Source organism: Tenacibaculum sp. 1B UA (genome assembly GCF_033978845.1).
Classification (GTDB): Bacteria; Bacteroidota; Bacteroidia; order Flavobacteriales; family Flavobacteriaceae; genus Polaribacter.
In genome coordinates, this window is sequence record NZ_JAKVUA010000021.1 from 1 (window position 1) to 23,262 (window position 23,262).

Consider the following 23,262-nt stretch of genomic DNA (forward strand, 5'->3'; position numbering starts at 1 on the left):
GTGTGCGTTTCTTCTTGGATACATTGTTTTTCATAAAATAAGTCTAAATTGTGTCAACTTATTTTAGGACGAGACATTCTATAAATAAAAAGGGAGCTAATTAGCTCCCTTTTTATTTATATCTTATAATTTTAAGAGTACATCTTCTCTCTTAATTCTTTTACTTTAGGATCATCTAAATACTCATCAAATGTTGAGTATTTATCAATAATACCTTTAGGGGTAATTTCTATAACTCTATTAGCAACCGTTTGTGCAAACTCGTGGTCATGTGTAGTAAACAACACAGTTCCTTTAAAGTTAATTAATGAGTTGTTCAATGCTTGAATAGATTCTAAATCTAAGTGGTTTGTTGGCTCATCTAGCATTAAAATATTAGCTCTAGTCATCATCATACGAGATAACATACAACGTACCTTCTCTCCTCCTGATAATACGTTACTTTTCTTTAAAGCTTCTTCACCAGAAAAAATCATCTTTCCTAAGAACCCTCTTAAGAAAACTTCTTCTCTCTCCTCTTCTGTTTGTGCATATTGACGCAACCAGTCTACTAAATTTAATTCTCCGTTTTGGAAAAACGATGAATTATCAGCAGGTAAGTACGATTGTGTTGTTGTTACCCCCCAACTATATTTTCCTGCATCTGGCTCTTCATTTCCTGAAATTACTTGATAAAAAGCTGTGGTGGCTTTTGAGTTTTTAGAAATAATGGCTACTTTATCTCCTCTATTTAAGTTAATATCAACTTTTGAAAATAATAATTCTCCTTCTACATCTGTTTTAGAAAGCTCCTCAATATTTAAAATTTGATCTCCAGCTTCTCTATCTCTATCAAAAATGATTGCAGGATAACGACGTGAAGATGGCTTAATTTCATCTACATTTAACTTTTCTATCATTTTTTTACGAGACGTTGCTTGCTTTGATTTTGCAACGTTTGCAGAAAAACGACGGATAAATTCTTCTAATTCTTTCTTTTTATCTTCTGCTTTTTTGTTTTGCTGTGCTCTTTGTTTAGCAGCTAACTGAGAAGATTCATACCAAAATGTATAGTTTCCTGAATAATTATTAATTTTTCCAAAATCAATATCTGAAATATGTGTACAAACAGCATCTAAAAAGTGACGGTCGTGAGATACTACTATTACTGTATTATCGTAGTTTGCTAAGAAGTTTTCTAACCAAGCAATTGTTTCAAAGTCCAAGTCGTTAGTTGGCTCATCCATAATTAACACATCAGGGTTACCAAACAAAGCCTGTGCTAATAACACACGTACTTTTTTCTTTGAATCTAAATCTGCTAATAGCGTATAATGATCTTCTTCTTTAATTCCTAAGTTAGATAATAAACTTGCAGCAGAAGCATCAGCATTCCAACCATCCATTTCTTCAAAACGAACTTGTAGCTCTCCTATTTTTTCTGCATTTTCGTCAGAATAATTAGCATACAATGCATCTATTTCCGATTTTATTTTGTGCAGTTCTTTATTCCCCATTAACACAGCTTCTAAAGAAGTATACTCATCAAAAGCATAGTGATCTTGTGTTAATACAGACATTCTTTTTCCTGGTTCTAAATGAACTTGGCCTGAAGTAGGTTCTTGTTTTCCTGATAAAATCTTTAAAAATGTAGATTTCCCAGCTCCATTAGCTCCGATAATCCCGTAGCAATTTCCTTGCGTAAACTTCGTATTTACTTCATCAAACAAAACACGTTTTCCAAACTGAACTGATAAATTAGAAACTGATAACATGTATATATTTTTTAATTCCGTGCAAAAGTATAAAAACTAAAGACTATAAAAGAATTTGCATGGAAGTTTTTAACATCTTACTTTTGGCTTGTTTTAATTCTTTTTAACAACGAATTAACAGCCTAATAATAAAGAGTTATCTATTTTTGAACTCTAGTATTTAGGGTAATTTGAATCATGATTAAGTATTTTATACCTCTCATATTAATTGTATTTATTGGATGCAACGAATCCAGTAAAAATAAGCCTACCTATTTTGGGGGTAAAATTATCAATCCTAAATGTGACTTCGTTATATTGTCTAACAATTACGATTTTAATGACACTATTCCTCTTAGTAAGAATAATACATTTTTAGAAAGCTATGAGAACTTTAAAGAAGGCTTATACATTTTTCATCATGGTAATGAGCTTCAATATGTATACTTGCAACCTTCTGATAGTTTATTAATTAGGCTAAATACTTGGGATTTTGATGAATCGTTAGTTTTTAGTGGTGTTAATGCGGAAAGAAATAACTTATTAATTGAGTCTTTTTTACAATATGAGCAAGACAATAAAGACACATATAAATATCTTTCGTTACCAAAAAATGAGTTTTTATCAAAGATAGACTCAATGAGGTCTATTAAAAGTACTATTCTTAAAAACTATAAAACTCGTAGTAATGATGCTTCAGGTTTTGTGGATATTTTTGATATATCTTTAAATTTCCCGTTATACACTAGGTTAGAACAGTATGCCATTGAGAACTTAAATAAGGGGGTTCAACACTTTAGTAGTTCTTATTATAATTATCGTGAAAAGGCTTCAACAAATAAAGACTCTTTGATGTTTTATGGACCATATTATAGGTTTATAATAGAAAAAATTAATAATGATGCTTACCTAAAAAACCACGGAGTAAAATCAGAAAAGTTTACACAAAGTTTATTACACGCAATTAATGAAAATGTAACTCTTGAAGCTGTTAAGAATAAAATGCTATATAATGCAGTTATTCGAAACTTCTATGAAGAACCGAATAGCGAAATGAAGAGTGAAGCTTTTTTTACTTTCTTCAAATTAAACACCAATAATGAGCATAAAAAAAATGTTCAACGTTTAATTAATGATTTAAAAATATTAAATAAAGGAGAAAAGTTACCTTCTTTTAAACTAATAGCTGCCGATGGTGAGCTAAAGGACTTTAATCGTATTTCTAAAAACAAAAACACAGTTGTACTTTTAAAAAATTATAAATATGCCTCAGACGACTGGGTATCTTCTCGTTTTAACTATTTAGTAAAGAAAAATCCTGATGTCAACTTTGTTTTGGTTAACCTATGTGATTCTTCAAAAAGGTTTACTAAAAATGTAGATGTAAAATATCAATACACCATACCTAATGAAAGTACAGTATGTGACTTTACCTCTAGTAAATTTCCTCGTATGATTTTAGTTGATAAAAACGGAATTATTCAAAACGGTTATACTAGTTTATCTGCAAAAGACATAAACCTAGAAATCAGTAATTTACAAAAAACCAAATAGTTAGCCTCAATTCATTTTATTTAGTGTACTTTTGCACCGTCCAAAAAAAATCGTATTAGACGATTTAATTAATAATTAATTATAGAATTCGCGGAGGGGCATCTGTGGGTTCTCTAAAAACACAGTATGTCAACATTTTTAGATTTAGGTTTGCAAGAACCTATCAACAAGGCGTTAACCGATTTAGGTTATGAAAAGCCAACAGTAATTCAAGAAAAAGCAATTCCTCAAATAATTTCTTCTACGGATGATTTAAAAGCATTTGCACAAACAGGTACAGGTAAAACTGCAGCCTTTAGTTTGCCTATTATTGAGCTTGCTGATCAAACAAGCACACACACGCAAGCAATCATCTTATCTCCTACCCGTGAACTAGCTGTTCAAATAGGAAAAAACATTGAAGATTTTTCAAAATACTTACCTAACTTAAAGGTAGCCACTGTTTATGGTGGAGCTAATATTGAAGAACAAATAAGAAAACTTAAGAAAGGTGTTCAAATAGTTGTAGGTACTCCTGGTAGAACCGTAGACTTAATTAAAAGAAGAGCTTTAAAGCTCGGTAATGTAAAATGGTTAGTACTTGATGAAGCAGACGAAATGCTTAACATGGGCTTTAAAGATGAGTTAGATCAAGTTTTAGAAGCTACGCCAAACACTAAACAAACGTTATTATTTTCTGCTACTTTTCCTAGAGAAGTAGAAAATATTGCTAAAAACTATATGACAAACCCTATAGAGGTTACTTCAGGTCAAAAGAATCAAGGATCTGACAACGTAAGTCATGAGTATTATTTAGTAACAGAAAGAACACGTTACCCTGCTCTAAAAAGAGTAGCAGATTTAAACCCAAATATCTACGGAATTGTATTTTGTAGAACTAGAAGAGAAACTCAAGAAGTAGCCAACAACCTAATAAGGGATGGTTACAATGCTGATGCTTTACACGGAGATTTATCACAAGCTCAACGTGATTCAGTAATGGATAAGTTTCGTAAAAAGACGATTCAAATATTAGTAGCTACTGATGTTGCTGCTCGTGGATTAGATGTTAATAACCTAACACATGTTATCAACCATAAATTACCAGATCAAATAGAAAACTACAATCACCGTAGCGGAAGAACTGGTAGAGCTGGTAATAAAGGAATTTCTATTGCTTTAGTAAGTAAGAAAGAACAAGGTAGGTTACGTCCTATTGAACGGATTATAAAAAAACAATTTGTTCACACCCCTGTTCCTTCTGGTAAAGAAATTTGTCAAAATCAATTATTTCACTTAATTGATAAAGTGCATAATACCGAAGTAAATACTGATCAAATTGAAGGTTTTTTACCTGGTATTTATGAAAAATTAGAAGACTTAACTCGTGAAGAGTTAATTCAAAAGTTTGTATCATTAGAGTTCAACACTTTCTTATCATATTACGAAAACGCTCCTGATTTAAACAATTTATCTTCAAAAGATAGCTCTAGAGGTCGTTCTTCTAGCGAGAATATGACACGTTTCTTCATCAACTTAGGAAGAAAAGATCGTTTAAACCCTGCTAAGCTAATAGGTTTAATCAATGATCAAAATATTGGCGACAAGATTGAAATTGGTGCTATTGATATTTTAGATACATTTTCTTTCTTTGAAATTGACAAAAACTTCGAAAAAGAAACGTTAGATGCTTTTGCTTCTAATGACGCAGATTTTAATGGTCGATCAGTAAATATTGAAATTACTAAAAGCGACCGTAGCGGCGGCGGTGGAAGAAAACCACGTAGAAACGGCGGAGGATTTAATGGTAAAAAGCGTAGAAGCGATAAACCAACTGATGGTAAAAAAAGCTTTGGCAGAAGACGTAGTGAAAATAGCTCTTCTAGAAGAAGCGATAATAAACCTGCAGCAGGTTTTGGCAGAAAACGTAGAAGAGATTAATTAATAAAAAAATTTATTATATAAAAACCAAAAAAGCAGTGAAGTTAACTTCACCGCTTTTTTGGTTTCTTAATGATTAAACTATCTTAAAACAATTCTTTAAAAACTAAAATACAGAAGTAACATATTTATAGCCGTATTTTCTTTTACTGTTCCAGGAATATCTTTTAGAATAAACACTTACTACTTGATTAGCTTTTTTCTCCTCTTTAAAATTATCTGTTGTTGTCATGTTATTATTTTTAAGTATTATATTAATTTTTGTACACTTATATGACGTTGATAACACAGAGTTGTTACATACCTTTCATGTATTTAACAGATATTTAAGAAAGTTTAATAATTAATTTACAACAAGTTAAACAACTTAACTTTCTGTTATTTATATTTTCTGTAGTAATACCTTATCACAACAACAACAAATCATTTTATTGATTTCCTAAAATAATTGGCATTCCGCTTTTACCTGAACCAATAATAACTACTTTACTGTTAGTAGAGTTCGCTAATCTATTTGTAGCTTCAATACCTTTATCTTGTAAAATCTTGTCAGTTAACGATGCACTTAAAATTTTGTTTGCATCTGCTTTACCTTTTGCTTCAATTATTTGTTTCTCTGCTTCTTTTTGAGCTGTTACCAGCCTAAATTCATATTCTAAAGATTCTTGCTCTTGCTTTAACTTACGCTCAATTGCTTCTTTAATAGTCGATGGTAGCGTTACATCTCTAACAAGAATTTCATTCAACTGAATGTATTGAGACTCTAAAATCTTTTTAGTTTCAATAAAAATTTCATCTTGTATCGCATCTCTCTTGCTTGAATATAATTGCTCAGGCGTATAACGACCTACAACACTACGTGCCGCTGAACGAATTGCAGGCTGAATTACACGTTGTAAATAATTTTCTCCTAATACTTGGTGTAATTTACCTAAATCGTTATAAACTGGTTGATACCATGCAGATCCATCTATTTGAATTTCTAAACCATTTGAAGATAATACTTTCATTTTTTCAAAAAGCTCTTGTTGTCTTACTTCATAAACATGCACCTTGTTCCAAGGTGCAACTATATGAAAACCTTCTCCTAAAGGTGGTTCATCAGTTACAACCCCTCCATCAAAAGTTTTATACAGCACTCCTGCTTGTCCTGATTTAATTGTTTCTGTTGATTTTGCTACAAAAATTATTAAAACTATTACTACTGGAATTAACAATCCAAACTTTGGAAACTTTAACTCTACTTGATTTCTTGCCATCTCTTATATATTTTATACTCTCAAAAATACTGAATTAATTTTCATTGTACTTTAATAATCTAAGAGCATTTAAAACTACAATAAGTGTTGAACCTTCATGCATTAAAACTGCTGGTCCTATAGACGCAAATCCAAATAATGTTGCTGGAATTAAAATAGCTACTACCCCTAAACTTATCCATAAATTTTGTTTAATAATACTTTTTGATTTTCTACTCAACCCTATTACAAATGGTAAATTTTCAATTTTGTCAGAAAGTAATGCAACATCTGCTGTTTCTAATGCAACATCACTCCCTGCTGCTCCCATAGCTATGCCTACTGTGCTATTTGCCATTGCTGGCGCATCATTTACCCCATCACCTACCATAGCTATTCTTGTTTCAGTTTTTTTTAATTGTTGAATAGCTGCAACTTTATCTTCGGGTAGTAAATTTCCTTTTGCTTCTGTTAAACCTATTTGTTTAGCTATAGAATCTCCTACATTTTGATGATCACCAGTAAGCATTATCATCTTTTTTATTCCTATGCTTTTTAATTTTGTTAACGTCTCTTTTGCTGTTTTTCTAGGAACGTCCATCACACTTAGCAAACCAATTAGTGTATCATCAAAAGCTACTAACATAGTAGTATGGCCTTTAGCTAACAAATTTTTCACCTGTTGTTTTACTTCTTGAGAAATAATTATTTGATTTTCTTCTAATAATTTTTCATTTCCTATAAAAACTTTTACCTTTTTATAATCTGCTGAAACTCCTCTACCCTGAACAGCACTGATATTGGAAGCTTCATTAGAAGGTTGAATAGCATATTGTTCTTTAATGTCTTTATAAATTGCCTTTGCTAATGGATGATTGCTCAAACTCTCCACTTCTACTACTAGCTTTAAGAACTCTTTTTCTTCAAAATTATTTAAGGCGATTGCATTTGTTAATCTTGGTTTTCCTTCGGTAAGTGTCCCTGTTTTATCAAAAGCTATTGTAGTTAAGCTTCCTAAATCTTCTAAAGTACGTCCTCCTTTTATTAATACTCCTTTGTTAGCTGCTCTCGCAATACCACTTAACACTGCGCTAGGGGTTGATATTGCTAATGCACATGGACTTGCTGCTACTAATACAGTAATCGCTCTGTATAAACTTTCATTTACAGTCTCGTCTAGTACCAAATAAGCAAAACATAAGACAAAAACTAAAATGATTACAAAAGGAACAAACCATTTTTCAAACTTTTTAGTAAGTAGTTGTGTGGGAGATTTCTTTGTTTCTACCTCGTTTACCATTTTAATTAGTCGTGCTATGGTTGAATCTTTACTTAGCTTTAACACTTTTACCTCAATAGCATTATCACCATTTATTGTTCCTGTGTAAACAACGTTTTTCTCTTCAATTTCATTAAAATGTTTTGGTAACGCTTCTAAACTCGAATATGCTTCTTTATCAACAGGCATACTCTCTCCTGTTATAGATGCTTGGTTTATGCTTGATTTACCTTTAATTACAACACCATCGGCTGCTATTTTGGTGTTAGGTTTAACAACAATAACATCATTAATTTTTAATTCTTCAACCGCAACTTCTACTGTGGTATTATTCCGTTTTACTAGTGCTTTTTTAGGAGATAAGTCCCCCAAGGATTCTATTGATTTTTTTGCCTTATTCATTGCATAATGCTCTAAAGCATGCCCTAAACTAAATAAAAACAATAGTAAAGCTCCTTCTTCCCACTTGTTTATATAAGCTGCTCCAATAGCGGCAACTAACATTAAAAAATCGATTTCAAACTCTCCTTTTTTTATTTTCTCAATCGCTTCAATCGTAGTAAAGTACCCTCCAAAGAAAAAAGCTGTTATAAAACTTATAAGTAGATACGTGTTTGATAGATTGGTTAATTTTTCAAGCAATATTCCTATGAAAAAAAACAGTCCGCTTAAAATTGAAAAATAAAGTTCAGTTTTTTCTCCAAAAATACCTCCATGTTTGTGTGCATGAGCTTCTTTTTCTGAATGTGTATGATTTGACATTATAATTTGTTTTATTAATAGACTTTATTTCTTTTAGAAAGATGCAATTAATTTAATACAAAACATGGGATTATAGCTCTTATAACCCCATGTTATTATTAATGTGCATGACCTTCCATTCCGCCTGCCATTTGTAATAGCTTTCCTTTTAAGAAATGTGCTCCTTTAGTTACGATAGTTACCTTGTAATTATCTTCTTGAATTGTTTTTATTACTACAAATCCATTATCCGAGTCTCCAACAGTTACCTCAACAGGTATAAATTCATCTGCTGACTTTTTAACAAAAACAAAATGCTCTCCTTCATTTTCTATCACCGCTTCTTCAGGTACTGCAAATGCTTCATCTCCTCCTAATAAAACTTGAGCATTGATAAACATACCTGCTTTTAATCGGTTTTGTTCATCTTCAAAATGTCCATGAACATTTACCGTTTTCGTTTGGTCATCTACTTTTTGACTTATTAATTTTATATAGCCTTCATAAGTAACATCTATTCCTGAAGGCTGAAACTCAAACTCATCTCCTTTCTTTATTTTTGTTATGTCTGTTCCAAAAACATTTAATTCTGCGTGCATATGATCGTTGTCTATTATTTCCATCATTTCTGAATTAGCAGCTAAAAACATTCCTTTGTTCAAGTTATTCTCTACAACGTAACCAGAAATCGGAGCCTTTACATACACATATTGCTGAATGCCTTTTGTTGCTACTGTATTAGGTGACAATCCTGCCATTTTTAACTGTGCAGCATAACTACTGACTAAACTTTTAGAAGATCGATACCCTCCTTCAGCAATTTGAAATGATTTTTTTGAGGTAATATCGTTCTCTAACAACATTTTCTTTCTTTCATAATCTGCTTTAGCCACTTTTAGCTTGTTTATTGCTTCAAGATACGCATATTGTAATTCGATAAAATTAGGGTGTTGCAACACTGCAACTGTTTGTCCTTTTTTTACTTTATCTCCAGGTAATAAATCTGTTTTATAAACAAAAGCTTCTAAAGGAGCATATACAGTAGCTTTACTTTGTGGAGGCACCTCTATTGTACCAGTCACAGATACTTTTTCTCTAATCTTTCTTTTTTCAATTAAAGAAGTTTCTATTTTTGCTGTAACTAGTTGTTGTTGGGTTAAATGAATTCCATTTTCATCATGTTCTTCATCGTTCTTTACATTTTGAGTTGTTTTTTCTTCGGAAGCATGGTCGTGATCTGAGTGATCTTCTTTTTTTGAGTTACAACTAACAACAATAATAATTGTTACTAATAATATTACTAATTTTTTCATGTCTATATTTTTATTTTTTTGTGTAAAATTCGTAGGCTATTACAGTTTGGTTAAAGTTGTTAACCAGTGATAGGTAATTTTGCATTACTTGAAAATAAGCGGTAAAACTCTGATTGTATTGATAGGCATCAATTTCACCAACCTTATAAGCTAGCTGTAGTTTTTTTATAAACCTTTCTGCTTGTGTAACTGTTGTGTGAATACTTACCAACTCTTTATTTAAATAAATAAGCTGCTCTTGCAGGCTTTTAAAATTATTTTGAATAACCATAGCCTTATTGTTGTTTTCATACGCTATTTCTTCTTGTATAATCTTTTGTTCTTTAATTTTTGCATTATTAGACCAAAAAGAAAGTGGAATATTCACTCCTACATTAAAACCTGTATAGCTGTTCTCGCTTCCTGTTTTTCTATTAATTACACCAGCTGTTAATGCAGGAAAATATGTTGATTTTGCCACAGATACACCTTTAGCAGCTACCTTATTTTCTTGCTCTAAACTTTTGATAAAGTCTTTTGATAACGAATTTTTTTGAATTAAAAAGTCCTTTTTTTGAGGTAATTTTTCAAGCGGTTGTATCAAATAATCTATTTGTAATAATTGCTTTAGTTCATTTTCTACCTGAATAAAATCCTTATATATTTTATTCTTTTGCGATTGTACCCCTAACGACTGTAAAGAGGTTAAATCGTTTTCTAATCCTCCTATTTCTCCAGCAGCATGCAACGTTTTTGCTATTGATTTTATTTGATTTGTACTTACCTGTTGTTCTTCCATTAAAGATAATAAACCGTATAAATAGTTCCATTGCTGATATAATCTTCTGGCTCTTCTTACTGTTTCTTTCTTTGTTATGTTGTTATTTATGCTTGCTAAAGTATTTTTCTCTTTAGCCAACTTCTTTTTTTGAATATGCGTTAAAATAGAACCGAAACTCTGATTAACAGACCATTCTTTTTCAGCTATGCCATTGGCTACACCAACATCTTGATATTGAACTGTTGTAGGCTTCAAATCAATCGCTTTACTAATTCCTACTTTCGATTTTTCGATTGCTAGCGCTGATTTTTTCATCAACACCGACTTTTGTAAAGCTAGCTCAATAACTTGCTGTTCGGTCAACTTTTGAGGAACTTCTTGAGCTTGGGTACTGAAAATACTGGCAGCAAATACCATAATAGTTCCCATACCTTTTTTCATTTTTAGATTGACTTTCTTTTCAAAAAGCATATACAACACAGGTAAAATAAGTAAGGTTAGTAAAGTTGCAGACACCAATCCTCCAATTACCACGGTAGCCAAAGGTTTTTGTACCTCTGCTCCTGCCGAAGATGATAATGCCATGGGTAAGAAACCTAACGACGCTACAGCTGCAGTCATAATTACAGGACGTAAACGCACCGATGTCCCTTTCTTTACTATTTCAGTAAGGTCTAATATTCCTGAAGCCTTTAATCGGTTGAATTCAGCAATTAAAACAATTCCATTTAACACCGCTACACCAAATAAAGCTATAAAACCTACTCCTGCTGAAATTGAAAATGGCATATCACGCAACCATAAAGCAAAAATTCCTCCAATAGCAGACATCGGTATGGCAGTAAATATCAATACACTTTGTTTAATCGATTTAAACGTAAAATACAGTAACAAAAAGATGAGTAATAAAGCAGCTGGTACTGCAACGCCTAATCTGGCACGAGCCTCTTCTAAATTTTTAAAAGTTCCTCCATACGTAATATAGTATCCTGAATCGAATGTTATTTTATCTGAAACTTTGCTTTTTAATTCGTTTACAATACTAGCTACATCGCGTCCTCTTACATTAAAACCAACTGTTATTCTACGTTTAGCATCATCTCTTTGAATTTGATTCGGCCCCGTTTTAAAATCTACAGACGCCACTGCTGTTAAAGGAATTTGCGCTCCTGTTGAAGTTGTAATGTATAGTTTACGAATGTCTTCAATACTAGCTCTTTTATTTTCTGCTAAACGTACTACCAAGTTATAGCGTTTTTCACCTTCATATACTGAACCTGCTGTTTGTCCTGCAAAAGCAGTGTTTACCACTGTATTAACATCAGAGATATTGAGTCCATAATACGCTAACTGGCTTCGATTATAATCAATTACGATTTGTTGTAGTCCCGTCATTTTTTCAACATATACGTCTTCCGCCCCTTCTACATCTGGAATAATTCTACTCAATTGGTTGGCATACTTTACTAATTTATCTAAATCTTCTCCATAAATCTTTAATACAACATCTTGCCTAGCCCCTGTCATTAACTCATTAAATCGCATTTGAATAGGTTGTTGAAATCCGAAAGAAACCCCTAACATATTTTCATCTAACAGCTGTTGCATTTTCTCTGTCAGTTCATTCTTTGTGCTAGCTTTTGTCCAATCGTCTTTTTCTTTTAAAATAATGATGATGTCTGAAGCCTCTATTGGCATTGGGTCTGTAGGTATTTCTGAAGAACCTATTCTACTAACTATTTGCTCTATTTCGTCGGGAAACTCTTTAATTAAGAGTGCTGATGCTTGGTTGGAAACATCTATGGTATACGAAAGTGAACTTCCGGTTGATACAATGGCTTGCACTGCCAAATCTCCTTCATCTAACGAAGGAATAAACTCTGATCCCATTTTAGAAAAAGTGACTAAACTGAGTATAAAAATGGCTACTGAACCTATCACTACTTTTATTTTATGAGTTAACACAAAATTGAGTATTGGGGTGTATACATTTTGTATCGCTGTTATGATTTTATCTGAAATATTTCTTTTGTTGTTTATTGTTTTCTTTAAAAACAACGAACTCATCATAGGTACATAGGTAAGCGATAGCAAAAAGGCTCCTAAAATTGCAAAACTTACGGTTAATGCCATAGGTTTAAACATTTTTCCTTCAATACCTACTAAGGCAAGAATTGGTAAGTACACTATAAGAATGATAATTTCTCCAAAAGCAGCGCTTGTTCTTATTTTTGAAGCCGACTCATACACTTCATCATCCATTTGATCTTGGGTTAATTGCGTTCCTGACTTTTTTAATCCCAAATGATGTAGTGTTGCTTCTACAATAATTATAGAACCATCTACAATAATACCAAAGTCAATTGCTCCTAAACTCATTAAGTTTCCAGAAACCCCAAACACGTTCATTAAACTAATAGCAAACAACATTGCTAACGGGATAACCGACGCTACAATTAAACCTGCTCGTAAGTTTCCTAACAACAGCACCAAAATAAAAATGACAATTAAAGCTCCTTCAATAAGGTTTGTTGATACCGTTTTTATGGCTTTATCTACTAATTTAGTTCTATCTAAAAAGGGTTTTATAGCAACTCCTTCTGGCAAACTTTTTTCTATTTGTGCTATTCTTTCTTTTACATTATCAATCACTTTTGAAGAGTTAGCTCCTTTTAACATCATAACAATAGCGCCTACCACTTCTCCATCGGTATTTCTTGTCATTGCCCCATATCGTACCGCATGTCCTAGTTGAACTTTCCCTATATCTTTCATTAATATAGGCGTTCCGTTTATATTGTTTTTTATGACAATATTCTGGATGTCTTCTGGAGTTTTTATCAACCCTTCACTTCTAATAAAGTACGCTTTCGGGTTTTTATCTATATACGCTCCTCCTGTATTTTGATTGTTTTTAGACAGTGCTTCAAAAACCTCATTTATACTAACATTTAACGATTGCATGCGTTCTGGCTCAATAGCTACTTCGTATTGTTTTAAAAAACCTCCAAAGCTACTTACATCAGCTACTCCTTCTATTCCTAGCAGTTGACGACGAACAATCCAATCTTGAATAGATCGTAGCTCCATTGCGTCATACTGCTTTTCATATCCTTTTTTAGCATAAAGTGTGTATTGATATATTTCTCCTAACCCTGTGGTTACTGGTGCCATTTCGGGTGTTCCTACTCCTTCAGGAATTTGATCTTTAGCTTCAATAAGCCGTTCGCTAATTTGTTGACGTGCCCAATAAATATCGGTACTTTCTTTAAAAACAATTGTAACGACACTTAATCCAAATCGAGAGAAAGAGCGAATTTCTTCGATATCAGGAATGTTTGACATGCTAATTTCTATAGGAAACGTCACTAAACGTTCTATATCTTGGGCTGATTGTGAGGGTGCAGATGTTATTATTTGCACCTGATTATTGGTAATATCTGGTACAGCATCTATAGGCAATTGCTTTAGAGAATATACTCCCCAGCCTATCAATGCAACAACCAATGCTCCAATAATCAATTTATTTTTAATTGAAAATTTGATAATGTTATCTAACATTTTGTATTGATTTAATTCTAATGTAACATAATTTCTACCGGTTATTATTAAATAATCGGTACAACAGTTTGTAGTTCTTGTTTACACAAGAGCTACTGCTGTTTTTAATAATAAAATAGAATTAAGACTTAGGTGGCTGGAAAATAGCCGATAAGTATGAATTATAATAGGTGTTTCTATAGAAGTTAATATGGTTTCTTACTTCTAAGAAAGTAGGAATGTTATAACTATAGTCAGTCGGAATAAAATCTGCTGTAATTGTAATTACGTTACAATGATGGTGATGTTCTTTGTTTTTTTCTTCTTCAGTATCATGTTGATGATGCTCATCTTGATGATCTTCATTTAACACATCATGATGCACTTCTGATTCAGCTACAAAAACCACAGCATCAGTATGTGCCTGTAAAGGAGGCACAATTAACAGTAAGGTTAATAATATGATGATGCTTTTTTTCACTAATCTAATTTAGAGTTACAAAATTATAAAAATTTATGAATCTTCATTATCCAATCTATCCTTAACATACTCAATTTTTGTTTTACCATGCGCAAAAGGGCTTCCCTCTTCATCCAAACTTACCATAACAATTTGATCAATTGCGATAATTGTTTTTCGGGTTATTTTGTTACGAACCTCACAACTTAAGGTGATAGATGTTGTTCCGAACTTTACTACATTAATTCCTATTTCAACAATGTCTCCTTGTTTTGCTGAACTAACAAAATTTATTTCAGACATAAACTTAGTTACTGTTTTAGGAATTTCTAACTGAATAATAGCATATAACGCTACTTCTTCATCAATCCATTGTAATAATCGTCCTCCGAAAAGTGTTCCGTTAGGATTTAAATCTTCTGGTTTTACCCATTTACGTGTGTGAAATCTCATCGTATTTATTGTTCTATATTTTTAGCTTCAAAAGCTATTAAATCATTATTTACAAAAGTAAAGGTTATTTGTATAGGATTGCAACATACCTCACAATCTTCTACATACGTTTCAGACGTACTAGCATCTAATAACATGGAAATTTCTTCCCAACAATGCGGACATTGAAAAAAGTGTTCATACGTCATATTTTATTATAATTTTCACCAATTATTTTTTATTAGCTGGTTCTGTTACTGGCGGACCTAATTTACAAGGGTGTTCAATAGTAGTTGTTATATAGTTTCCACTTCCATCAGGTCTATCATAGGTAAACTCACACATTTCTTCTTCATCTGAACAACCACTAAAAACTAGACAAACAGTACTCAAAAGCAGTACTTTTATTAACTTTTTATTCATTTTTTTTTAAATTTTACCATAATATTTTCTAACAAACCACTCTGTTGATAATAAAATTACAATCAACAATAACAACCATTTCCAATCAACTAAACTTTGTTTTTTGGTAATAGACTTTTGAGTGGTATAAAAAGATGCATCTTCTTGTATCTTTTTTAATAAATCATCTATTTTATCTACATAAACTGTTGCTCCATCTGTTTTTGAGGCCAGTTGTTCTAATTTCTTAAAGTTCGCATTGGTAAATTGCTCTTCTATCTGATAATCTTCAATCTTAAACCTTCCTGAGCTACTTATATTTTGGTTCTGTACAGTTACGGTATATGAATATTCTCCTGAAGCTAAGCCTTCAACTGAAACTTGATACGAGTTATTAAATAAAGAAAACGGAATACTCTTTTTTGCCTTTGTTTCTAAGTTAGTTACCGTTAACTCTAAAGAAGCCCTACTGTCAAACTGATAGTTTTTATCAACATAAAATGCACTTATAGTTATAGGTTCATTAGCTGCATACAAACGTTGCGCTTTTACATCTAAACGTTTTCTCTTTTTAGTGGATGCTAAATACTGAACCAAATTTCCTACAAACATATCAAAACTTTCAAAGTTTTTCTCTTGTAAATAACTGGCAGCTCTCCATTTCCAAATACCCTCACCAAATAGTACTGCGTACTTTTTATCATTCTCTTCAAAGGTTGATAATAATGGCTGTGTGGTTTCTACGCCTGCATACTTTTGATACAACAAGCTTTGAGACTCTTTTTTAAGCTGTACTTCTCCAAACTTATCTTGTAGTGGCGGAAATTGACCAAAACCGATATCCTCTTGATAAAAAGTTAAAAAATCTGCATTGTAAATAGCGGTATATTCTTCTTTTTGATTGATGGCTCTTTTTTGAATTCCTAAACTTTGACTATTCAAAAAGTTCCAATCTGTTTTAGTTCCTGAAACCAGTAAAAAATTAGAGGGTATTTTTTCTAAAGTTGCTTTAAAATAACTATTAGGCTGATACAAAACAAAAAACTGATACGCTTCTAAATTTATATTCTTATCCTGTATCAAAGCAATGTCTACTTTGCGTTGTTTATTGCTCTCTATCGCTTTTTTAAGCGCTCCTAAATCTGGGTGTAAGAAAGAACTTAACAGTAAAACCTTGGTTTGCTCATCTAAAACTTCTACTGAAAAGCTTTTATAATTGTTCTTCGTGTTTTTTTCATTCGCTATACTACTTATCGACGCTGTGTAATAGTGTACTCCTTTGGTAGTAGACACTAAATTAGCGGTAACAGTTTGCACAGGGTTTTCTGGTGAAAAACGTACCCTTTTTGAAAAAACTCTGTTCCCATTTTTTACGATTGAAAAAGTAGTATTCACCGTTTCTTTTCCTTCATAATACAACAATGCTTCAACTGGAAACTTGTTCTTTACATAGCTATACTTGTTCACATTTAACTGTGAAATTTGAATGTCTTGATATTGAATAGTATCCCCTATAACTACAGGAAATATTTTATGCTTTGTTGATGAAAACTCATAATCATTCCCTTGGGTTTGATTTCCATCTGTTATTAAAATAGTAGCTGCTTTTTTACCTTTATTTAACTCATTAACAGCATCAATTGCTTTTGAAATATTGGTTTGTGTTTCAGCAAACGATAAACTATCCAACACTTTAATATCATTCCCAAACGAAAAATACTGAACGTCAAACTTATTTTGAAGTTCTTGGTTGCTTTTAATTTTTGAAAGAGATTCTTCAACCTTCTTTTCTTCTTTAAAAAACTGAGTAGATAGTGAATTATCTACCAATACAGACAACACAGGTTTTATGTTCTCCGTTTCAAGAGTTGTTATCTTCGGATTAATGAGTAGCAATCCTATTAAAAAAAGGCTTAGTGCTTTTAAACTAAAAAGTAAGATGTGTACTTTAGGAGTTCTTTTTACCTTATAGAAATATTGAAAAAAAGCAATGGCTACGCTTATGAATACGGCTAATACAATGTAAATTATAGTTGTTGACTCCACTCAGCTTATTTTAGTATGTGAAGATAAAAATATCTGACAAATAAAAACACCTTTTCTTCTTTTTCATTTATGACCTCGGTCATAAAAAACTAGCAATCAATTACATAATTTTACTAAAAACTAGTATATGGTAACCACTGAAAACTTAACCACAGAAAAAACACTTCAAAAAACAAATAGCATGGGAATTACGGCTTACATCAATAAAAAAATTGCTGAAGGAGAACGAAATAGCATTGGTGTATCTATTATATTAATTACCGTAGGCTCAATGATAGCCTCTATAACTGCTGCTTTAGCTATAGATGGAGAGGTTCATTTATTTGCCCTAATTTTTGCTTGTGTAACCGCTATGGGCGCTAATGCTACCGCCATAAGCCAACAACCTTTTAAAATAATTGCATGGGCATTTATTATCAATATAGTGGGTAATATTTCGTTGATTTTTTACCTACTTATGTCGTAGGCTTCGGCTTTGCCTCAAACATTCTAAAAAAGAGCATAGAAGCTATGTTTCGTGCTCTTTCTTTAGCTTCATGGGCTTTTGTTCCGTCAAAAAGTTCATCAACCGTTTCAAACCACAATTGCAACCAGCGTCCAAAATGTTCCTGATAGATAGAATACTCGAAATCTCTATCTACATCTTTGTGTGCTTTCATTGGGTTTCCTTTAAACTTTCTAACAAAAAACAAATTCGTTTCCCAAAAATCGGTGAGCTTTTGTAAATGGCTTTCCCAGGTTTCTTCTGGTATTGTTTTCAAAAATATAGGCCCTATAAAATCATCCTTTCTAATTTTATCGTTATAAAAGGTTGATACCAGTTTATACACATCTTCCCTATTTTCTATGTCTCTTTTATCCATTTACAAATCGTTGTTGAAATACGCTACAAAAGTATATCTTTATACGATTGCAATTTATGACTTAAATCATAATGATACCAGAAGAACTCTTATTAAAATACACCGCTGAAAAGAAACGTTTTCAAAAAGACGAGATTATTTTTTCTGAAAAACAAACCGCACACTACTACTACCAAATAGTAAGCGGAGTGGTTAAAATGAATAATTTTAATGATGATGGCAAAGAGTTTATTCAAGGGGTGTTTTATAAAAACCAAAGTTTTGGTGAACCTCCTTTGTTTATAGATGTAAAATATCCTGCCAATGCAGTGGCTATTTCTGATAGTACAATTCTAGTCTTATCTAAAAACAACCTGTTTAAATTACTACAAGACAATCCTGAAATTCACTTAAAAATTACCCAAAGTTTAGCAAAACGTTTGTATTACAAAGCCATTATTGCTTCTGAAATATCGAGTCAAGAACCTGCCCACAGAGTACTCCGCTTTATTGATTATTTAAAAGACGATGTATATAAAGTTGAAGGAAAGCACTCGTTTAAAGTAGCCTATACTCGACAACAAATAGCCGATATTTTAGGTTTACGCGTAGAAACCGTAATTCGGGTAATAAAATCCTTGGAAAAAAAGGGAGATGTAAAAATTAGCAAACGAAAGGTATATCGTTAAAACTTTCCTAAAAGAGACCATTCAATAAAGTGTGTTATAAATCATAAAATTAATGGATTTATGGAATTCCGTAAGAATTTGTACACACCTTGTAGTAAGTTCGTTGGAATTATATAATTAATTAACAAATAATAATAACTCGTTAATAACTTTATTTTAAGTAAAGTACTGGTTTTAATATATTTGGTAGCGTATAAAAATTGCTAAACTTTATATTATCCCATGCTTTTGTCGATATAAAACAACTAAAGTTTGACATATAACGAGTTACAAAACATTTAAAAATTACATTATGAGAACACTTACCACAATTTGTATATTGCTTTTTGGGATTTTTTCAAATGCTCAAACTTCACAAGAATTTATTCAAGAATTAAAAACCCTAAGAGCTGAAGAAAACGCTGAAAAAAGAAAAGTTGAAGGAGAATCACCCAATGTAAGGCAAGCAAAACTTGCGAATATTTCCGCTAAATATCAAAACTTAGAGAATAAACTGAGAGTTAAGTATAATCAAATTGAGCAGAAAGCTAAGCAGCAGGAAGAATATCAAAATTCTTTAAATCAACAACAGCAAGAACAGCGAAGGGCTAATCAACAAATATATGACCAACAGGTTTTGACTCAAATGCAACAAAGACAAGCTCAAACTCAACAACTTTATCAACAAGAAATAAGTAACACTTTGGGAAATCTCTCAAATTCCTTGCAAGCTGCCGCTTACAATAATATTAAACGGGAAATACAGCGAAGAGAAAAAGTTGCCACAAATTTTACAAGGTATAATTCAGGAAGAATTGAAAAAGTCAAGAGCTTATATAACCAAATTCCAAGTCCAAACTTCGATAAAAATATAAGTGGTCAATTTAATGCCCATTTGTTCTTACAACGTAGATACTCATTTATTAACAATCAAGAATTAGTTACCGAAATACCTTGTCTTGTAATTGTTAAAAACAACAAAGTCGTAAACATCTATCCTTATGGAAAAAAAGGATTTGAATTAGAGTATCCGAAATTATCAGCATCATGCTTATCCAATGGAATAGTTAAATATACAGATTTTAACACGTTGGAATCTGTAACGATTGTTTTGTTAGAACCTTATCTTTCGGATAATCCTAAACAATACAGCCCACTTGAGAATGGTACTGGATACATAACACTTTACACTTCAAAACGTAAAGATGAAGGAAAAACCGTTTGGGTTCAGGAAATAAATAATAAAGGAAATATAGTTCGTGAAGTATCGACTGAACTTGTTTATGCTAAGAAAGAAAGCGAGCTGGAAGAAATGAATATAAAGCCAATACCTTTTAACACAGGAAATGAATTGTATTATTTTGGAGAACCTGTTCAAACACCTTATGGGACATTTCCTTTCTTTATGAAAACATCAAAATCAGATACAAAAGAATTGGATGACAACGAAAAAAGATTTGTAGAAATTAAGAAATATCGAGATTAAAAACGTTTTGTAACAATGGCTATAAGCAATTGCTTGTTCTCGCCTACTTCTGAAAAAAGGACAAAAATTAAAATTATAGAATGGCACCAGGAATAATATTATATTTAACCATAATAGTTTTATTTATTTTTTTGATAAAATATTTAAAATGGTGGGAAAAAATTAAGAAAGAAAATAAAGAAGAAGAGACAAAAGAATCAATAAAAATAGTGGTAACAGTTATTCTAATAATAGTAGTAATATTAATTTTTGTCTCTATAACTAACCCTTAAAAATCAAACGATGAAAAATTATTTCTTATTTATATTAATCTCATTAATAACATCTCTTAGTGCTTATTGCCAAGAAACTTATAGCATAGGAAGGACTGAATATTATTCTGGTAAATATTATTCTACAACTGGAAAACCAATGGTTAAGAGGAGCGAAGCAAACAAAAGAGAATTTCTGAAGTCAAAAGGTTATGATAAAATTCCATATGGGTATGAAATAGACCATATCATCCCATTATCAGAAGGAGGAACGGATGCCCCAAACAATATGCAGTTACTGACTGTAGAACAACATAAAAGAAAAACAGCAAGAGAAAGAGCTAACAGAAGTAATTCAACTTATTCAATTACTAAACCTAATTATTATTCTAATTCGACATATAACAGTTTTTACAATAATAATTCAAAACCAAAATCAACTTATTCGGGAACTAATAATAGTGGAAGGATAATTTACACTGGAAGTAGAGGTGGAAAATACTATTACAATAGTAGCGGAAAAAAAGTCTATGTAAAATCTAAAAAAAGCACTTCAAACAGCTATTATTCGAGTCCGACTTATTCCTCGCCAAGCTATTCAATTCCGAGCAGTTCTTCAAGTAGAACAATTCAGACAGGACCAAGAGGTGGAAAATATTATATAAATTCAAATGGAAATAAAACATACGTCAAGAAAAAGAATTGAGAAATAACTGCTTACAACAAAGAACTGAGGTAAAAAACAAGTACATTTTATACTTTTTAAAACCAAAATACTTTTATAATTTGCATCATAAGGTAAACCACTTTTTACTATGGTAAAAGCTTGTTTTAGTAGCTTATTACACACCGCTATTAAAGCAAGTTTTTTACTCTTACCCTTAGCTACAATTCGGTCATAAAGTTCTCTACAGCTTTGTTGTATTTACATATTAGTGAGGAAAGCTCAATGCTACTTATCAACACCGCTAAATCGTTGATTTGACTTTTAAGAATGAATAAATTAAAATAAAAAATTTTGATTAAGTGCTTAATCGGAAATTAAGTAATTTTAGTTCCCGTACTAACCATAGCTGAGACGTTGTGTGCAATTTGGGTGCGTTACCAATATTTGGTATATTTGATAAAAATAATATCCAAAATGGGAAAAAACACATCAATATCACTCGGAAAACACTTTGAGGAATTCATTAAAGAAGAGGTCAAATCTGGAAGATACGGTTCTGTAAGTGAGGTTATTCGTTCTGCATTGAGACTTTTAGAAAGTGAAGAAAAAAAAGAAAGGGAACTGATTAAAGCTCTTGAAGTCGGAGAACAAAGTGGATTTGTTGAAAATTTTGACCCAAAACAAAACCTGAAAGAAATACATCGTCAGTACTTATGAGTAAAAACCAATATCGAATAAGTCAAGAAGCGATTAAGGATTTAAAAAATATTTGGGTTTATACTTTCAATAAATGGTCTAAAGAACAAGCGGATAGATATTACGACCTGATAATTACAGAAATTGAATTCATTGCGGATAATTATTTGACCGGAAAATCGGTAGAGCAAACCCGAAAAAATTATCGTGTGACTAAAATAAAATCGCATTTAATTTTTTATAGAAAAGTGGAAAATGACATTGTAGAAATTGTTAGAATTTTACATCAGCGAATGGATATTAAAAAACGACTGAAATAAAAAAACTGCACACAACAAAGAACTGAGGTAAAAACAAGTAAATTTTACAATTTTTTTTCAAATTACTTTTATAGTTCATATCATACAGTAAACCACTTTTTTACCCTTAACTACAATTCATTCATAAAATTCTCTACACACCTTATTGTATTTATATATCTGTGAAGAAAGCTCAGCGAAACTCGCTGACGGTTTCGTTGCGTTGAGGAAAGCTCAACGAAGCTCGCTGATGGTTCCGTTGTGTTGAGGAAAGCTCAGCGAAACTCGCTGACGGTTTCGTTGCCTTGAGGAAAGACCAGCGAAACTCGCTGATGGTTCCGTTGCGTTGAGGAAAGACCAGCGAAATTCGCTGATGGTTTCGTTGCGTTGAGGAAAGCTCAGCGAAACTCGCTGACGGTTTCGTTGTGTTGAGGAAAGACCAGCGAAGCTCGCTGATGGTTTCGTTGTGTTGAGGAAAGGCCAGCGAAGCTCGCTGATGGTTTCGTTGTGTTGAGGAAAGACCAGCGAAGCTCGCTGACCGTTTCGTTGCATTGAGGAAAAACCAGCGAAGCTCGTTGATGGTTTCGTTAGAGACTATTCAATAAAGTGTGTCAACTTGTTTTTATTAAGTACATCTTAACTAAGTTTCTAATACTATTTTATTTTTTGGGTAGGGTAAATTATTACCTACTTGTTTTATTAGAAAAAAAATTGTTCCCTTTTAAAAAATTGTAACCCAAAAATTAAACAAATATGAAAACAAAACTCAACTATTTATTAGTTGTTCTTTGCTTTGCATCTATTTATGGACAAGCACAAAAACAAAAAAATGAAGATTACATAAAAAAGCTATGTAACTTATTTCCAACGCTTCATAATTACACACCTATACACACAAAATCTTAATCATCCCTTTGGGTATGAGAAGAATTTTA

General features: G+C 31.9%; 21 protein-coding genes and 1 pseudogene. 10 read left to right on the plus strand and 12 right to left on the minus strand.

Annotation, left to right across the window (positions count from 1 at the left end; genetic code table 11):
* Positions 1-131 precede the first annotated feature (131 nt).
* A complete protein-coding gene (locus MK851_RS13585; RefSeq protein ID WP_320244379.1) occupies positions 132-1,754 on the minus strand; it encodes an ABC-F family ATP-binding cassette domain-containing protein in 1,623 nt (540 codons plus the stop codon).
* A 177-nt stretch (positions 1,755-1,931) separates the two neighbouring features.
* Between MK851_RS13585 and MK851_RS13590 the strand changes: the two genes are divergently transcribed.
* Positions 1,932-3,287, plus strand: coding sequence for a hypothetical protein (locus MK851_RS13590; protein ID WP_320244380.1), 1,356 nt, complete (start codon positions 1,932-1,934; stop codon positions 3,285-3,287).
* Positions 3,288-3,413: 126 nt separating this feature from the next.
* Complete coding sequence (locus tag MK851_RS13595; protein ID WP_303509961.1) at positions 3,414-5,207, plus strand: DEAD/DEAH box helicase; 1,794 nt, start codon at positions 3,414-3,416, stop codon at positions 5,205-5,207.
* A gap of 428 nt (positions 5,208-5,635) precedes the next feature.
* Here the strand turns inward: MK851_RS13595 and MK851_RS13600 are convergent, their stop codons facing one another.
* The 9 genes from MK851_RS13600 to MK851_RS13640 all read right to left on the minus strand — a co-directional run bounded on the left by MK851_RS13600 (position 5,636) and on the right by MK851_RS13640 (position 17,418).
* Entirely contained in the window at positions 5,636-6,466 is an 831-nt protein-coding gene (locus MK851_RS13600) for a prohibitin family protein (protein WP_303509962.1), read from the minus strand.
* A 34-nt stretch (positions 6,467-6,500) separates the two neighbouring features.
* Positions 6,501-8,486: a heavy metal translocating P-type ATPase gene (locus MK851_RS13605; protein ID WP_320244381.1), complete on the minus strand. Its 1,986-nt coding sequence runs from the start codon at positions 8,484-8,486 to the stop codon at positions 6,501-6,503.
* A gap of 98 nt (positions 8,487-8,584) precedes the next feature.
* Positions 8,585-9,778: an efflux RND transporter periplasmic adaptor subunit gene (locus tag MK851_RS13610; RefSeq protein WP_320244382.1), complete on the minus strand. Its 1,194-nt coding sequence runs from the start codon at positions 9,776-9,778 to the stop codon at positions 8,585-8,587.
* 10 nt (positions 9,779-9,788) lie between these two features.
* Complete coding sequence (locus MK851_RS13615) at positions 9,789-14,099, minus strand: CusA/CzcA family heavy metal efflux RND transporter (RefSeq protein ID WP_320244383.1); 4,311 nt, start codon at positions 14,097-14,099, stop codon at positions 9,789-9,791.
* Between the two features lie 121 nt (positions 14,100-14,220).
* Positions 14,221-14,559: a hypothetical protein gene (locus tag MK851_RS13620; protein ID WP_303509974.1), complete on the minus strand. Its 339-nt coding sequence runs from the start codon at positions 14,557-14,559 to the stop codon at positions 14,221-14,223.
* A 33-nt stretch (positions 14,560-14,592) separates the two neighbouring features.
* Entirely contained in the window at positions 14,593-14,991 is a 399-nt protein-coding gene (locus tag MK851_RS13625; protein WP_303509977.1) for an acyl-CoA thioesterase, read from the minus strand.
* A gap of 5 nt (positions 14,992-14,996) precedes the next feature.
* Entirely contained in the window at positions 14,997-15,179 is a 183-nt protein-coding gene (locus MK851_RS13630) for a CPXCG motif-containing cysteine-rich protein (protein ID WP_303509980.1), read from the minus strand.
* A gap of 22 nt (positions 15,180-15,201) precedes the next feature.
* Positions 15,202-15,393, minus strand: a complete 192-nt coding sequence (locus tag MK851_RS13635) for a hypothetical protein (RefSeq protein ID WP_303509982.1) — start codon at positions 15,391-15,393, stop codon at positions 15,202-15,204.
* A 6-nt stretch (positions 15,394-15,399) separates the two neighbouring features.
* On the minus strand, positions 15,400-17,418 hold the full coding sequence (locus MK851_RS13640) for a VWA domain-containing protein (RefSeq protein ID WP_320244384.1): 2,019 nt from the start codon (positions 17,416-17,418) through the stop codon (positions 15,400-15,402).
* Positions 17,419-17,545: 127 nt separating this feature from the next.
* On the opposite strand from MK851_RS13640, the gene MK851_RS13645 reads away from it, so the two are divergent.
* Positions 17,546-17,884: a hypothetical protein gene (locus tag MK851_RS13645; RefSeq protein ID WP_320244385.1), complete on the plus strand. Its 339-nt coding sequence runs from the start codon at positions 17,546-17,548 to the stop codon at positions 17,882-17,884.
* On the opposite strand, the gene MK851_RS13650 is transcribed toward MK851_RS13645, so the two are convergent.
* Positions 17,874-18,281 carry a group III truncated hemoglobin gene (locus tag MK851_RS13650; RefSeq protein WP_320244386.1) on the minus strand — a complete coding sequence of 136 codons (408 nt, stop codon included), beginning with the start codon at positions 18,279-18,281 and terminating at the stop codon, positions 17,874-17,876. The genes MK851_RS13645 and MK851_RS13650 overlap by 11 nt on opposite strands.
* Before the next feature lie 71 nt (positions 18,282-18,352).
* Between MK851_RS13650 and MK851_RS13655 the strand changes: the two genes are divergently transcribed.
* The 4 genes from MK851_RS13655 to MK851_RS13670 all read left to right on the plus strand — a co-directional run bounded on the left by MK851_RS13655 (position 18,353) and on the right by MK851_RS13670 (position 21,371).
* Complete coding sequence (locus MK851_RS13655; RefSeq protein ID WP_320244387.1) at positions 18,353-18,949, plus strand: Crp/Fnr family transcriptional regulator; 597 nt, start codon at positions 18,353-18,355, stop codon at positions 18,947-18,949.
* A gap of 292 nt (positions 18,950-19,241) precedes the next feature.
* Positions 19,242-20,414, plus strand: a complete 1,173-nt coding sequence (locus MK851_RS13660) for a hypothetical protein (protein WP_320244388.1) — start codon at positions 19,242-19,244, stop codon at positions 20,412-20,414.
* A gap of 80 nt (positions 20,415-20,494) precedes the next feature.
* Complete coding sequence (locus MK851_RS13665; protein WP_320244389.1) at positions 20,495-20,686, plus strand: hypothetical protein; 192 nt, start codon at positions 20,495-20,497, stop codon at positions 20,684-20,686.
* A 10-nt stretch (positions 20,687-20,696) separates the two neighbouring features.
* Positions 20,697-21,371 carry an HNH endonuclease signature motif containing protein gene (locus tag MK851_RS13670; RefSeq protein ID WP_320244390.1) on the plus strand — a complete coding sequence of 225 codons (675 nt, stop codon included), beginning with the start codon at positions 20,697-20,699 and terminating at the stop codon, positions 21,369-21,371.
* Between the two features lie 69 nt (positions 21,372-21,440).
* On the opposite strand, the pseudogene MK851_RS13675 reads toward MK851_RS13670, so the two are convergent.
* Positions 21,441-21,584 (minus strand): annotated as a pseudogene (locus tag MK851_RS13675) (IS110 family transposase); the annotation flags it as partial.
* 222 nt (positions 21,585-21,806) lie between these two features.
* On the opposite strand from MK851_RS13675, the gene MK851_RS13680 reads away from it, so the two are divergent.
* The 3 genes from MK851_RS13680 to MK851_RS13690 all read left to right on the plus strand — a co-directional run bounded on the left by MK851_RS13680 (position 21,807) and on the right by MK851_RS13690 (position 23,233).
* Entirely contained in the window at positions 21,807-22,049 is a 243-nt protein-coding gene (locus MK851_RS13680) for a type II toxin-antitoxin system ParD family antitoxin (RefSeq protein WP_320244391.1), read from the plus strand.
* A complete protein-coding gene (locus tag MK851_RS13685) occupies positions 22,046-22,348 on the plus strand; it encodes a type II toxin-antitoxin system RelE/ParE family toxin (protein ID WP_320244392.1) in 303 nt (100 codons plus the stop codon). The genes MK851_RS13680 and MK851_RS13685 overlap by 4 nt, the downstream gene beginning before the upstream one ends.
* Positions 22,349-23,080: 732 nt before the next feature.
* A complete protein-coding gene (locus tag MK851_RS13690) occupies positions 23,081-23,233 on the plus strand; it encodes a hypothetical protein (RefSeq protein WP_303510218.1) in 153 nt (50 codons plus the stop codon).
* Positions 23,234-23,262 lie beyond the last annotated feature (29 nt).